Genomic DNA, 13,850 nt, shown 5'->3' on the forward strand with positions numbered 1-13,850 from the left:
GCAAGAAAAAATGCGTTTTGAATTAGTTGTTGAAATAATATATTCAGATTATATATATAGTTGATACTTTAAAGTATCAACTTTTTTTATTTATGTTATGTTTTAAGGAAATGTTATTATTTTACAAAGATTATATAAGCAGTTGTTTAAAGGTTTGTTGTAAAAAACTTTTCCTTAAAGAATTAAAAAGATACTCTCCATAAATAAATTAAGGGTATTCTTAAGATTATGTAATATTTTCTTAAAATAAATATGAATTAAGTTATTTTTTTTATAGTTTATGAATATAAATATAAAGTTAAATTACATTTATTATGTTAATACTATTAAGAGGGGGGGAAACAGTATGAGAAGAACTAAAAGCGTATTTTTATGTGCACTTTTAGCAACATTAGCTTTTATGCCAGCTAAAGATAATACCGTATTTGCTAAAGAAAAAGTTGGCGTTACTGTAGATGTAGTGGAAGAAAAGAATAATTTATTTAATGAAGAAATTATTTGGGAACCAGGAAGTTTAGAAGAAAGCTCAATAAAAATATCTAATAACTTAAGTAAAGATATAGTTATAAAAACTCTAAATTTTCATGATGAAAAACTCTTAGACTATGTAAATTCTTCATATATTGATGAGGGAGATGAAAGGTATAAATATTTTCTAGAAAATGCATCAATTATTGTAAAAGATAGTGATGATATAATTTTTGAAGGAACTCTTAAGGATGTTTTTTCAGGAGGAAATATTAAGTTAAAAGACGGAATAAATGTAGAGGCCAATAATAGTAAGCTTATAGATTTAGAAATAAATATTTCTAATGACTTAGACAATAGGGGACAAGGAATACAAAATGTATTTAATCTTAGTGTTCAATATGAATATGAAGATGAAAGCAATAATGGAAGTGGAAACTTACCAAATACAGGGGGCTTTAGCAATAATAATTTTATGGTTTTTGGAGTTCTAGCTTTAGGTATAGGAGCATCAATATTAAAGTTACCTCAAAAAAAGGAGGAGATTTAATATGAAAACCCGTAAGATGAGAAGGATAATTTCATTGGTATTAGCTATAGGAATAACAGGAGGTTTAGGAAGTGTAGCCTATTTTTCAGATAAAGAAAACGTAAACGGTGATTTAAAGTTAACTTTAGGAACTTTAAGTTCTGAGGCTACAAAAACAATTAAAATAGAGAAAATGGATATAGAAGTTCCTGTTAGTGATAATTTTATAATAACTAATAATGGAACTTTAGATCAAATAATGACATTAAATTTTAAAAATTCATCAATAGGAAATGATGGACTAGAGAAAATAAAGTATTCCTTAAGTTTTGAAAGTAGTGAAAATAGAGATATACAAGGATATGGAAATGGAGAAGAGACATTACTTTCTCTATTTGATAAAAATATTAAATTATTAGATACAGAAGGTAATGAAGTAGCTTTAAGTGATGGTGAAGTTTTAACTGCTACATTAACTTTAAATATGCAAAGAGATATGCCAGAGAATTATTCTAATACAGAATTTAAATTTGATTTAAATATAGGTTATGCTCAGGAAAATAGTAAATAGTAGAGGAGGAGTTTAAGTGATTAGTAAGAATAAAATTATAGCATTAATTTTAGGAGTTTCACTTGCTTCAAGTGCTACTTATGGAAGTTATGCTTATTTTAGTGGAGAGTATTCAGTAGAAAATACGGCCAAAATAGTTGAGTTAGATCCTAAGGAAAGTCCTTTTGAAATTTCAAAGATAAGCACTAGAGAAAACTCTCTTGTATTAGAGTTTTCTAAAAAAGTTTTCTATAGTGGAGAGGATATAAATAGTGATATTATTGGAAGTGAAACTTTTTTAGATAATGCTGAAATTTCAATAGATGGAAAGGAAATTATAATAAGTAAAAAGGATGGAGAATTTTTAATTCCTGTTGGAATAGAAAATAATTTGCCAAGTATAAAATTAAATAGTAATTTTGAAGATAGATTTGGTAAGGATTTAGAAGAAATAACTTTATACTTATATGAAGATTCTAATGGAAGCATTACCTGGAGTTTAACTAATGATTATAAGGGTGATGAGGAGATTAAATCTAATAATGAGATTAAGGAAGATGAAGGGGTTAAACCTAATAGTGAGATTAAAGATGAGGCTGTAGATCAACCTAATAATGAAGTTAAAGAAGAATCTTCAATAGAAAATTCTAATAATGAAGGTGAAAACATTGAGACTCCAAAGAGTGGTGATGAAAATAATACACCTGTAGAAGAAGAGAATTCACTTAATGAAGGAAATTTAGAGCAAGAAAATATTAATGAAAATGAGCTAAATAAATCCTTAGTAGAGGGAGAAATTTCAAATAATCTTACTAATATTAATTAAGAAAAAATATATGAAATAAATTAAAGATGTAAATTTAAAAGATTATATTTAAAGTAAGAGTATTATATTTGAAATAAATGGTCACATTTTATAATGTGGCCATTTATTTTTTATTAATCATGTAAAAGAATAATATGTTTGATAGAATATAATATATAGATTTATATGGTATAATAAAGTTTAGTTTTATTGTAGGAAGAGGAGTGATCTAATGGATTTAAAAAGCTTGCTTAATAAAGAACAATATGAAGCAGCAACCACAATTGATGGTCAAGTACTTATATTAGCAGGAGCAGGTTCTGGTAAAACTAGAGTGCTTACACACAGAATAGCATACATGATAGAAAATGATATAAAACCTTATAATATATTAGCAATAACATTTACAAATAAAGCGGCAGGGGAAATGAGAGAGAGAGTAAAATCTCTAGTTGGTGAAGTGGCAAACAACATGTGGATATCAACATTTCATTCATCTTGCGTGAGAATTTTAAGAAGAGAAATAGATAAATTAGGATATAGTAAAGACTTTACAATATATGATTCATCAGATCAGAAAACATTAATAAAACTTGTAATGAAAGAGCTTAATATTAATGAAAAAGAGATAACTGATTTAGAGATTTTAGGTACTATAGGAAAAGCAAAGGATAATATCCAAAGTGCACAAAGTTTTAAGAAAGAAAATGAAAGTAATTTTAGAAAAAATAAAATAGCAGATGCATATCTTTTATACCAAAAGAAATTAAAAGAAAATAATGCCCTAGATTTTGATGATTTAATAGTAAAAACTGTTGAGTTATTTAGAAAGCATAATGATGTATTAGAGTTTTATCAAAATAAGTTTAAATACATAATGATAGATGAGTATCAAGATACAAATAAAGCTCAATATGAATTTGCTAAGCTTTTAGCTGCAAAACACAAAAATATATGCGTAGTTGGTGATGATGACCAATGTATTTATGCTTGGAGAGGGGCAGATATAAGAAATATATTAGATTTTGAAAAGGATTATCCAGAGGCTAAAGTTGTTAAGCTTGAACAAAACTATAGATCAAAAGGAAATATTTTAGAGGCTGCTAATAAAGTTATAAAAAATAATGCAGAGAGAAAATTTAAAATTTTAAGAACTGAGCAAGTAGAGGGAGAAAAAATAAGTATTCATAGAGCTTACTCAGATAAAATGGAGGCAGCTTTTGTTGTTTCAGAGATAGAAAAATTAAAAAGTGATAAAGGATATAAGTATAAGGATTTTGCTATTCTTTACAGAACAAATGCACAGTCTCGTAATTTTGAGGAAGCCTTAAGAAGAGCAGGAATTCCATATAGAATTTTTGGAGGACTAAAATTCTATGATAGAAAAGAGATAAAAGATGTTCTTGCATACTTAAAAATAATAGTAAATCCTAAAGATTCTATAAGTTTAAGAAGAATAATAAATGTTCCTAAAAGAAGCATTGGAGATACTACTGTAGAAAAACTTCAAAATCATGCGTCCGAAATAGATGATACATTATACAATGTTTTATTAGATGTAGACTATGTGCCAGGATTAACAGCTAGAAGTATAAATCCTATTAAGAAGTTTACTGATATGATGGAAGAAATAATGGTTATGTCAGAGCAATTAAGTGTATCTCAATTAATTGAATATGTTTTAGAAAAAACAGGTTATTTAAAATCACTTAAAGATTCAAAGCTTATAGAGGATCAAAGTAGAATAGAAAACTTAGAAGAATTAGTTTCTGATGCTGTTGAATTTGAAAAGAGTAATGAAGAAGATAAATCATTATCAGCTTACTTAGAGAAGGTTGCCCTTGTTCAAGATATGGATGATTTAGAAGCAGAAGATAATTATGTAATGCTAATGACAGTTCACAGCTCAAAGGGACTAGAATTCCCAACAGTTTTCTTAGTTGGTATGGAAAATGGAATATTCCCAAATGCAGCTTGCTTTGAACATGATAATCAAATGGAAGAGGCTAGAAGACTTTGCTATGTTGGAATAACTAGAGCTGAGGAAAAGTTATATATGACATCAGCTGAAACAAGAATGATATTTGGTAAAACAGTGGCTTATGGACAATCAGATTTTATATCAGAAATTCCAGCTAACATAAAAGACTATGTAAATATCAATGGTAAAAGTTCAAGTAACTCTTTCAAAAATAGTTCACAAACTTATGGAGAGACTAGAAAAACTTATAATCCTCACAGTATAAGAGGAGGGATGAGTCTTTCTAAAGCAAATGAATCCCTAAATAAGACTTTAGCAGGAAAATCTTCAGGTAATGCAGGAATAGATGAATTAACTATGGGAAGAAAAGTTAAGCATCCTAAGTTTGGTGTAGGAACATTAATAACAAAGAGTAAAGTTGGAGATGACTATAAGCTTACAATTGCCTTTGATAGTCAAGGAGTTAAACATTTAATGTTTAGTTTTGCACCACTAGAGCTTCTTTAATATAGAAATTTACTTTAATAAGGAGTAGATGAGTAAGATGGATAAGAAAAAATTAATAGAAGAGTTAGTTGAAGAGTTAAATAAATATGCTTATGAATATTATGTTTTAGGAAATTCTTCAGTGACAGATAAAGATTATGATAAAAAATACTATGAATTAGTAGATTTAGAAAAGGAAACAGGATATAAATTACCCTATTCACCTACTCAAAGAGTTGGTGATGTAATTCTTCCTGAGTTTAAAAAATACACTCATAAAGCTAGACTTTGGAGTTTAGACAAAGCTCAAACTTTAGAGGAAATTAGAGAATGGCATAATAGAAATGTTAAATTCCTTGAAGAATATAATAGAACTTCAGATGAAGAATTACCACCATTAAAATATATTTTAACTAAAAAGTTTGATGGATTAACAATTAATCTTTCCTATGATGAAAATGGAGTATTAGTTACTGGAGCAACTAGAGGAACTGGGGCTATTGGTGAAGATGTGACAGCTCAGGTTAAAACTATAAAATCAATTCCATTAAAAATTGATTGTCATGATTTTCTAGAAATTCATGGAGAGGCTATTATGACTACAGGAGCCTTTGAAAAATATAATAGTGAAGCAGAGACTCCTCTTAAGAATTTAAGAAATGGAGCAGCGGGAGCTTTAAGAAATTTAAATGTAGCAGAGACAGCTAAAAGAAATTTATCAGCTTTCTTCTATGATGTTGGATATAAGGAAGGAGCTCCTTTTAAAACTTATATGGAAATGTTAAATTTCATAAAAACTAAGGGATTTCCAATGGATGATTATATTAGGGAATGCACAACTTTAGATGAAATTCAAAAAGAAATTGATTATATAAGAGATATAAGATTTGATTTGAATTATGATATAGATGGATTAGTTATAGCTATAGATGATATAAGAACTAGAGAACTTTTAGGATATACAGTTAAATTTCCTAAGTGGGCTATTGCATATAAATTTGAAGCACAGGAGGCTACAACTAAGCTTTTAGATGTTGAATGGAATGTAGGTAGAAGTGGAAGAGTATCTCCAACAGCTATCTTAGAGCCAGTAGAGTTAGCAGGAGTTACTGTTAAGAGAGCTACATTAAACAATATGGATGATATAGCTAGAAAAGGAGTAAGATTAGGGGCTGAAGTATTTGTAAGAAGAAGCAATGATGTTATTCCAGAAATAATGGGAGTAGTTCCTGAAAGCTTAGAAGGTACAAAGGAAATTGAAGAACCAAAGGTATGTCCAGCTTGTGGAGCACATTTAGTTCATGAAGGAGTTCATATCTATTGTGAAAACACTTTAGGATGTAAGCCTCAAATGGTTAAAACTATAGTTCACTTTGCGGGTAGAGAAGCTATGAACATAGCTGGTTTTTCAGAAAGAACAGCAGAGCAATTATTTGAAAAGCTTGATATAAGAGATATATCAGATCTTTATAAATTAGAATATGAAAAATTATTAGATTTAGATAAGTTTGGCCCAAAGAAAGCACAAAATCTTTTAGATGCCATAGAAAAAAGCAAAGATTGTACTTTAGAAGCATTTTTATATTCCTTAGGAATTCCTAATGTAGGAGTTAAAACTGCTAAGGATTTAGTAAAGAGATTTGAGTCTTTAGAAAACCTAGAGAAGGCTACTTTTGAGGAATTAGTATCTGTTCAAGATGTTGGAGATATAGTTGCTAGAAGTATAATAGAATTCTTTAAAGAGGAAAGAACTTTAAAAGTAATAAATGAATTATTATCCCTTGGAGTAAATCCTCATTACGAGAAAAAAGAAGTTTTAGAAAGTCCATTTATGGGAAAAACAGTAGTAGTAACTGGTACTTTAGAAAACTATTCTAGAACATCAATAAAAGAAAAATTAGAATCTTTAGGAGCAAAGGTTTCAGGAAGTGTAAGTAAAAAGACTGATTTTGTAATAGCAGGAGAAGCAGCAGGTTCAAAATATGATAAAGCTAAATCTTTAGGTGTTACTATATTAAGTGAAGAAGAATTTGAAAATATGATATAAAAAAATAAAAGCTATGTGTAATTTCACATGGCTTTTATTTTTCCACTATATTTGAGTTTTCTTTTATTTCCTCTGATATATTTGTATCCTCTTCTAATTTTGTATCAGCTTTAATATCTTTATCTAAAAGGTTTTCTTTTATTTCAGAATATGAAACTGAATCAGCCATAGTATTTAAGTTATCAAATATTTTTTCCTTATTTCTTATTAGAGATATATTGTGTGCTATTTTTTCAAGTAAATAATTCTTATACTTTATTTGTCTGTAAGCTTTATTTGCAATTACAAAACTCCAGATTCCTAAAAATATCATTATTAACATGAAAAGTATAGCAACAACTTGAACTGCTAAGGTCATTTAACTTTACCTCCATATAAAATAATAAATAAATTATACCATAAGAATAGTTATAAATAGTATTAAATAATTATTACATTAAAACATATAATTTTAGTAAATGATAAATAAGGAGATAAGTATATGTTGAAATCTTTTTATGTTCTTATGAATTCAAAGAATATAGAAAAGTCATTAATGAAATTTAGGAAGATATCAATAAAAAAAGTAAGTCAAATAATAATTAAAGAGTGTATTAAAGAAAAATTAAATTATGAAATCATAGAAAAGAATAATAATGAATTTATAGTAGAAATAAGTTCTAGTAGAAAAAAGACTTTAATAGTATTTCATAAAGCATTGGCTGTAACAATTTATGATTACTATAAGTTTATACGTTTAATACAAGATAGAGAGATAGATAAGGGTGTATATATTACCACAGGAGTTTTTCAACAAGATGTTTATAACATGGCAGAAACAGATAGATTTATAAATAGAATAAAACTTCTAAATGGAAAAGACTTTGTTGTTAAGCAAAGGTGGATAAAGAGAAAGAAACATCATCATATTTCATACGACAAATTAAGTTTTAAATCTTTATTTTGATGGTAAAGATTTGTTTTATATAAAATTTAATGAGTTTAAATTACTTTCTTATGATTGATAAGATGTACAATCCTTTTACCATTTTATTTAGATAGTTTTTATAACTATATTTAGAAATAAATCAAAGAAATGATATTTAGAAATAATATATTTGTCAATAATTTAAAAGGAAAAGATTATTGAAGGAGATATCTACATGAAGAAAGTAATTTTATTTATATGTTTAATAATTTTATTAGTAGTTGGAGTAGGAAGGAGTTATGTGGATGTAACCCCTGTTTCTAATATGAACTTTGAATATAATGAAGGGCTTATATATTCTCTTGAAAGTTTACCAGATACCATAAGGCCTAGTGAATCATTAAATAAAGGAGAAGAGGATTTAGTAAGCAATATATTTTCAGGATTAGTTGAGGTAAATGAAAAAGGAGAACCAATTCCAGACCTTGCTATGGGATGGAAGGTTAGTGATGATGGCTTAGAATATACATTTAAAATTAATGAAAAAAATAAGTGGAGTAATGGCACAGAAGTTACAGCAAAGGATTTTCAAATATTTTTTAGGGATTTATTAAGTCCAGATAATGAAGATTATACAAGTAATGAGTTATATAGTATTTACGGAGTTAAGGATTATAGAGAAGGGAAAATTGATTTTAGTGAAGTAGCAATAAGTAGTCCTGATGATTATACATTGGTTTTAAGAATGAACAATAAGGATGATGATTTACTTAAAAATTTAGCTAAACCTATATATAGACTAAGAGATTTAAATGAACCATTAGATAATTATAAGAAAGATTTTAATGAAATATCATATACTGGTCCATATGTTATATATGATGTAACTAAGGATGGATTTATAAGATTAAAAGACAATCCTTATAATAGTAGCGAATTAGAAATAAAAGATATAGCTTTTAAGGAGAAAGACTCTGATGAAATTGAGTTAGCAGCTTTTAATTTAGAAAAAGTAGATATTTTAAAGAATCCTCCTATAATATATTCAGAGGATATAGGATTATATAAAGATTTAAGTAAATATAATAGTGATATTTTAAAGTTAATGATTGTAAATAGTGATAAAGCTGAAATGGCGCAGGGAATATCTAATATTATGCAAGTTTTAATTAGTGATAGTAATATATTAAAAAATAATTTAGGAAAACCATATATAAAAGTAATAAATAACAAAGATGAAATTCACTCAATTAAAAAGGATGGAGCTAAAGGAGATTATAAGATTAATGAATCAGAAAAAAATAATCTTAAAGAATCAGGTAAAAATACTTTGAAAAAGGTTCTTAATAATAATGAGGTAGTAAAAATAGTTGTAGGAAATAATGAAGAGGATAAAGCTTTAGCAAATGAACTGAAAAAATTTTTAGACAAGGAGCTAGCCATAAAGAGTATAGTAAAAATTCATGATGAGGGTATAGAGGAAGTAATAAAAAGAGGAGAGTTTAATATAGCTTTTGGTGAATTAAACTTAAATGAAAAAAACTTAGAAAGCTTAAAAAAGGAAGATATAGATAAAGAAGAGGGAGAAGTAGCGGATAAGAGTGAAGAAGGGGAAAAAGAAACTGCTACTTCAGAAAAGTCTAATTTAAGTTTAGTTAGTTTATATTTTAAAAATGATGTTTGGTGTAAGTCGCCAAAGGTTAATTATTTATTTATTGATTCAAATGGAAATTTAATATTAAAATATAGCAGTTAAAATACTTATAAGTTTATATGAAAGTAAATTTGCACTCTAAGTATTAAAAAACTTTAGGGAAATTTATTTTACATAAGTAACCCTAAATTACAAATTGTATTTAATAATAAAATCTAAGCTAATAAAATATATTTTCTGTCATATAGATCTAAATCATAAACCATATTTAATAAAAAACTTATAAATAGCACATTAGGAAAAGAAAGATTATAGAAGTTCCTAGAAAGCTATTTATAAGTTTTTAATTGTTTTATGAAGCATAAATTATTATAAATCAGTAGAATCAAGAATATTTTTCATTTTATCATCTAAATCCTCTTTTTTATCTATTGAAGAATCACTATATTCAGATATTTCTCTAGTTAAGTTTGGGTTTGTTGGTGGTGGAGAAATTTCATCAACTTGATTTTCATTAGTTATAGAATTATAGTCTGATTCTCCAGCATCAGGTGGAACTATAGGAGTCTTAGAGTTAAAATTATTTAATTTAGGAAGTTTATTTATTTTTTGTACATTCTTTAAAGAGTCTATTTCTTCTACTAACATAGCACTTTTTTTCTCTTTAGGAGTATCAGTAATAAAATCTATATATTTATCAATAAAACTATTTATAAATACAAAGAATATAAACATATTTTTTGTACTATCAAAGGTAGTTTTATCTGAAGTGAAAATTGATTTCTTTGTAGAGTACTTTAGATTTTTTGTGAATATAGGTGCTAATCCTGTAAGTTCAGGGCTATTAGCATTAGTCATTCTAAACATTGATTCATCAATTAAATCATCAGGCTTTAAAGAGAACTTTTTATATCTTTCATGAGAATCTAAATTTGGTGCATCAGGGAAACTAGTTACTATTCCTGAGTTAACTATATAATTTTTATAAACTTTAGATATTATATTCTCTCTTTTATCTGAGGAATCCTCATCTAAATCAAAGGACATTAAAAGGTTAGTTAAATATAAGCATATTTCCATGTTAGAATATTTATACTCTTTTTTATCTGTTCCTTTTAGGATTATTCCCTTTTCATCATTAAACATATTACAGAAAAGCTCAATTAAGTCTAAGTAAGCATCTTTAAATATAAGTATGTTTGTATTCTTATAGCTTAAATACATATTTAAGGCTAGTAGAGAAGTGGTTTCAAGATTAGAAAATGTGCTATTTGATTCATAGTATTTGTTTAATATGAAATCAGATAAATCTAAAACTAATAATTTACAATCTTCATTATTTGAATATAGAAGCATGTTATTTAAGCAATAGTCTATTTTGCAACATTCATCTAAGGAAAGTGAGTATAATTCTTCTTTAAAATTAACAAACATGTTTAATATTTGAAGAGCAAAATCTTCATAGGTTTTGCTATCAGAATCTTCAGGGGCTACTTTACTATACATATAGTAAGCTAACATCATTAATGCTTGATCTGAATAAGACATTTCATCTTCTTTTTCGCTTATATTTAAGCCAGATTTAGAAGAAGACTCATCATTTTTTTTATTTACAAAAAAACCTTCTGGATTTCTTAAATAGGTATAGTAAAATTCCAGTTGAAGCTTACTTAAATTTTTATAAAAGGCAGCTCTTTTATAAAGTGCACTATTAATATTTTTAAATTTTTCATAGTAAGAACAAAGTCTTAAAAGAGAAAGGGTCATTAATGCATTAGATGAAACTGGAATATCTTTTTTAAAGGTGGTATCATCCCAAGTTTTTGAATACTTAGAAGAGTAAATATTAGGCTTTGCTTTTTTATATATACAAATTAATGGAGTATTATTTTTAAAGAATGATATCTCATCTTTTTTGAAATTTTCTTTAAGATTTTTGTAATTTGTAGATATTCCACACCTAGATTCAAGTACTATATGATTTACTGATTCTTTTGAAAGAAAAAGTAATTGTGATGCTATCTCTTCTTTAGAAAGAGAATTAGCTTTGAAGAATGAACCTATATACTTCAAATAATTCACCTCATGATATTATTTCTTATATATATTAATATGAATTTTTATTATAAATATTACCTAGTGAGTACATAATACTTTTAGGTGAAATAAAGGTTTAGAGGGTTTTTTATAGGCATAATTTTTATATATAATCCATGTTGATAAAGGATAAAATAACCAATATACTATTCTTATAATTAGTGTTTTGAAAATAAATTAAGGTAAGGAGATATTGAATGAGAAGTAGTGGAAGAAAAAAAGAACAGATAAGACCAGTTAAAATAACAAGAAACTTTACTAAATATGCAGAAGGCTCTGTATTAATAGAAGTTGGGGATACCAAAGTATTATGTACTGCTTCAATAGAAGAGAAAGTTCCACCTTTTTTAAAGGGTTCTGGAGAAGGATGGATAACTGCTGAATATAACATGCTTCCAAGAAGTACTCAAAGTAGAAAACAAAGAGATATAAATAAACTTAAAATAGATGGAAGAACAATGGAAATACAAAGACTTATAGGAAGAGCTCTTAGATCAGCTGTAGATATGAAAGCTTTAGGAGAAAAAACTATTTGGATAGACTGTGATGTTCTTCAAGCTGATGGAGGAACTAGAACGACTTCTATTACAGGTTCATTTGTGGCATTAGTTGATGCTGTAAATAAACTTCATCAAAAGAAACCTTTCAATGTTTATCCTATAAGACACTTTGTTAGCGCAGTAAGTGTTGGAATAGTAGGGGAAGAGAAAATATTAGACTTATGTTATGAAGAAGACCATGTAGCTAAAGTAGATATGAATGTTGTAATGACAGAAGAGGGAGAGTTTATAGAAATTCAAGGAACTGGAGAGGCTGGACCTTTTTCAAGAAAAGAATTAGATGAATTATTAAATCTTGCTGAAAAGGGATCAAAACAAATGATACAAGCACAAAAAGATGCTTTAAAGACAGATTCTTTATGGATCGGAACAGGGAGAGAGTAAAATGAAAAAATTTATACTAGCAAGTAATAATGCACATAAGGTAAAAGAAATAAAAGAAATATTAAAAGATTTTAATTTAAACATATTATCTTTAAATGAAGCAGGAATAGACATAGATGTTGAAGAGGACGGAAAAACATTTGAAGAAAATTCTTTTAAGAAAGCTAATGAAATAAGAAAGTATTTACTTAGTAAAGGTGAAAGTGATTTTATTGTAATGGCTGACGATTCAGGATTAGAAGTAGATTATTTAAATGGAGCGCCAGGTATATATTCTGCTAGATATGCAGGGGAACATGGAAATGATTCTAAAAATAATGAAAAGTTATTAGAGGAATTAAAAAATGTTAAAGATGATGAAAGAAAAGCTAATTTTATATGTGTAATAGTTGCAGTTACAGATAAAGGAGAAAAAATAGTAGCAGAGGGAAAAAGTTATGGAGTAATTTTAGAAGCTTTAAGTGGAAATGAAGGCTTTGGATATGATCCTTTATTTTTCGTACCAGAATACAAAAAAACTTTCGCAGAAATGACTTCAGATGAAAAGAATGCTATTAGTCATAGGGGAAGAGCTTTAGAAAAACTAAAGGATAATTTAAAAGGGATATTTAAATAGGAGGAGAAGAAATGAAAGTAGCTATAGTCAGTGATACACATGGAGTTACTCATGTTATTGAATATATAAAAACTTTACTAAATGATTCAGATGTTCTTATACATTTAGGAGATAATATAAATGATGTTAAGTTATTAAGTGAAGGTTTTAAGGGAAAGGTATATTCTGTTGTAGGAAACTGTGACTATGAAAGAAATGGGCAAGTTGAGCAAGTGATTGAAATTGAAGGCAAAAAATTTCTAATAACTCATGGACATAAATATACAGTTAAATATGGATTAGATAAAATTTACTATAGAGGACTTGAATTAGGAGTAGATGGAGTGATTTTTGGTCATACTCATAGAAAAGTAGCCTTAAAAGAGGGAAATATGTGGATAATAAATCCTGGTAGTCCATCAATACCTAAAGATGGAGAGGCAAGTATAGCTTTTATGAATGTAGATTCTGAAAATATAGAAGTAAGATTTTTTTCTATTTAATTTAGAATTAAATTAAAAAATAAGTGTTAATACATAAAAAAAGCTTATGTATTAACACTTTTTTTCAAAAGAAAACATAGATTTTATCAGGGTTTCAGAGGATTCGATAAATTTTTCTAAAAAAACTTTAAAAAAAGTGTTGACATAATAATAACTATACTGTAGAATAACTATTGTCGTCGCGAGAGAGCGGCGGTGAAACAAAGCCTTCGGGGTGTGGCGCAGATGGGAGCGCGCGTGGTTTGGGACCATGAGGTCGCAGGTTCGATCCCTGTCACCCCGAC

General features: G+C 27.4%; 12 protein-coding genes and 1 tRNA gene. 11 read left to right on the top strand and 2 right to left on the bottom strand.

Going from position 1 to position 13,850, the window contains the following annotated elements; genetic code table 11:
* Positions 1-346: 346 nt before the first annotated feature.
* From QP548_RS13600 to ligA, 5 genes are all read left to right on the top strand, one after another.
* Positions 347-1,018, top strand: a complete 672-nt coding sequence (locus QP548_RS13600) for an LPXTG cell wall anchor domain-containing protein (protein ID WP_061429148.1) — start codon at positions 347-349, stop codon at positions 1,016-1,018.
* A gap of 1 nt (position 1,019) precedes the next feature.
* On the top strand, positions 1,020-1,568 hold the full coding sequence (locus QP548_RS13605) for a TasA family protein (RefSeq protein WP_061429147.1): 549 nt from the start codon (positions 1,020-1,022) through the stop codon (positions 1,566-1,568).
* 16 nt (positions 1,569-1,584) lie between these two features.
* Entirely contained in the window at positions 1,585-2,373 is a 789-nt protein-coding gene (locus tag QP548_RS13610; protein ID WP_061429146.1) for a hypothetical protein, read from the top strand.
* Between the two features lie 211 nt (positions 2,374-2,584).
* Positions 2,585-4,840 carry a DNA helicase PcrA gene (gene pcrA / locus QP548_RS13615; RefSeq protein ID WP_061429145.1) on the top strand — a complete coding sequence of 752 codons (2,256 nt, stop codon included), beginning with the start codon at positions 2,585-2,587 and terminating at the stop codon, positions 4,838-4,840.
* Positions 4,841-4,877: 37 nt separating this feature from the next.
* The gene (gene ligA, locus QP548_RS13620) at positions 4,878-6,866 is read left to right on the top strand and encodes an NAD-dependent DNA ligase LigA (RefSeq protein ID WP_061429144.1); all 1,989 of its coding nucleotides are present in this window, start codon (positions 4,878-4,880) and stop codon (positions 6,864-6,866) included.
* A gap of 34 nt (positions 6,867-6,900) precedes the next feature.
* Here the strand turns inward: ligA and QP548_RS13625 are convergent, their stop codons facing one another.
* The gene (locus QP548_RS13625) at positions 6,901-7,224 is read right to left on the bottom strand and encodes a hypothetical protein (protein ID WP_061429143.1); all 324 of its coding nucleotides are present in this window, start codon (positions 7,222-7,224) and stop codon (positions 6,901-6,903) included.
* 123 nt (positions 7,225-7,347) lie between these two features.
* Here QP548_RS13625 and QP548_RS13630 point away from each other — a divergent pair, with 123 nt between their 5' ends.
* Together QP548_RS13630 and QP548_RS13635 are read left to right on the top strand one after the other, a co-directional pair.
* Entirely contained in the window at positions 7,348-7,812 is a 465-nt protein-coding gene (locus tag QP548_RS13630; RefSeq protein ID WP_003454358.1) for a restriction endonuclease, read from the top strand.
* A 196-nt stretch (positions 7,813-8,008) separates the two neighbouring features.
* Positions 8,009-9,529 carry an ABC transporter substrate-binding protein gene (locus QP548_RS13635; protein WP_061429142.1) on the top strand — a complete coding sequence of 507 codons (1,521 nt, stop codon included), beginning with the start codon at positions 8,009-8,011 and terminating at the stop codon, positions 9,527-9,529.
* A gap of 267 nt (positions 9,530-9,796) precedes the next feature.
* Here the strand turns inward: QP548_RS13635 and QP548_RS13640 are convergent, their stop codons facing one another.
* Positions 9,797-11,500: a hypothetical protein gene (locus QP548_RS13640; protein WP_061429141.1), complete on the bottom strand. Its 1,704-nt coding sequence runs from the start codon at positions 11,498-11,500 to the stop codon at positions 9,797-9,799.
* 221 nt (positions 11,501-11,721) lie between these two features.
* On the opposite strand from QP548_RS13640, the gene rph reads away from it, so the two are divergent.
* The 4 genes from rph (at position 11,722) to QP548_RS13660 (ending at position 13,849) form a co-directional block, all read left to right on the top strand.
* Positions 11,722-12,468: a ribonuclease PH gene (rph, locus tag QP548_RS13645; protein WP_061429140.1), complete on the top strand. Its 747-nt coding sequence runs from the start codon at positions 11,722-11,724 to the stop codon at positions 12,466-12,468.
* Position 12,469: 1 nt separating this feature from the next.
* Positions 12,470-13,084: an XTP/dITP diphosphatase gene (locus QP548_RS13650; RefSeq protein ID WP_061429139.1), complete on the top strand. Its 615-nt coding sequence runs from the start codon at positions 12,470-12,472 to the stop codon at positions 13,082-13,084.
* 11 nt (positions 13,085-13,095) lie between these two features.
* Positions 13,096-13,566: a metallophosphoesterase gene (locus QP548_RS13655; RefSeq protein ID WP_003454314.1), complete on the top strand. Its 471-nt coding sequence runs from the start codon at positions 13,096-13,098 to the stop codon at positions 13,564-13,566.
* 210 nt (positions 13,567-13,776) lie between these two features.
* Positions 13,777-13,849: transfer RNA gene (locus QP548_RS13660), tRNA-Pro, on the top strand.
* Position 13,850: the final 1 nt, after the last annotated feature.

This window comes from Clostridium sp. UMB9555A (assembly GCF_030222355.1).
In the GTDB taxonomy this organism is placed as follows: domain Bacteria; phylum Bacillota; class Clostridia; order Clostridiales; family Clostridiaceae; genus Sarcina; species Sarcina perfringens.

Coding starts and splice junctions, on each gene's coding strand:
- QP548_RS13600 (WP_061429148.1), top strand. CDS start 347: ATGAGAAGAACTAAAAGCGTATTTTTATGTGCACTTTTAGCAACATTA.
- QP548_RS13605 (WP_061429147.1), top strand. CDS start 1,020: ATGAAAACCCGTAAGATGAGAAGGATAATTTCATTGGTATTAGCTATA.
- pcrA (WP_061429145.1), top strand. CDS start 2,585: ATGGATTTAAAAAGCTTGCTTAATAAAGAACAATATGAAGCAGCAACC.
- ligA (WP_061429144.1), top strand. CDS start 4,878: ATGGATAAGAAAAAATTAATAGAAGAGTTAGTTGAAGAGTTAAATAAA.
- QP548_RS13625 (WP_061429143.1), bottom strand. CDS start 7,224: ATGACCTTAGCAGTTCAAGTTGTTGCTATACTTTTCATGTTAATAATG.
- QP548_RS13630 (WP_003454358.1), top strand. CDS start 7,348: ATGTTGAAATCTTTTTATGTTCTTATGAATTCAAAGAATATAGAAAAG.
- QP548_RS13635 (WP_061429142.1), top strand. CDS start 8,009: ATGAAGAAAGTAATTTTATTTATATGTTTAATAATTTTATTAGTAGTT.
- rph (WP_061429140.1), top strand. CDS start 11,722: ATGAGAAGTAGTGGAAGAAAAAAAGAACAGATAAGACCAGTTAAAATA.
- QP548_RS13650 (WP_061429139.1), top strand. CDS start 12,470: ATGAAAAAATTTATACTAGCAAGTAATAATGCACATAAGGTAAAAGAA.
- QP548_RS13655 (WP_003454314.1), top strand. CDS start 13,096: ATGAAAGTAGCTATAGTCAGTGATACACATGGAGTTACTCATGTTATT.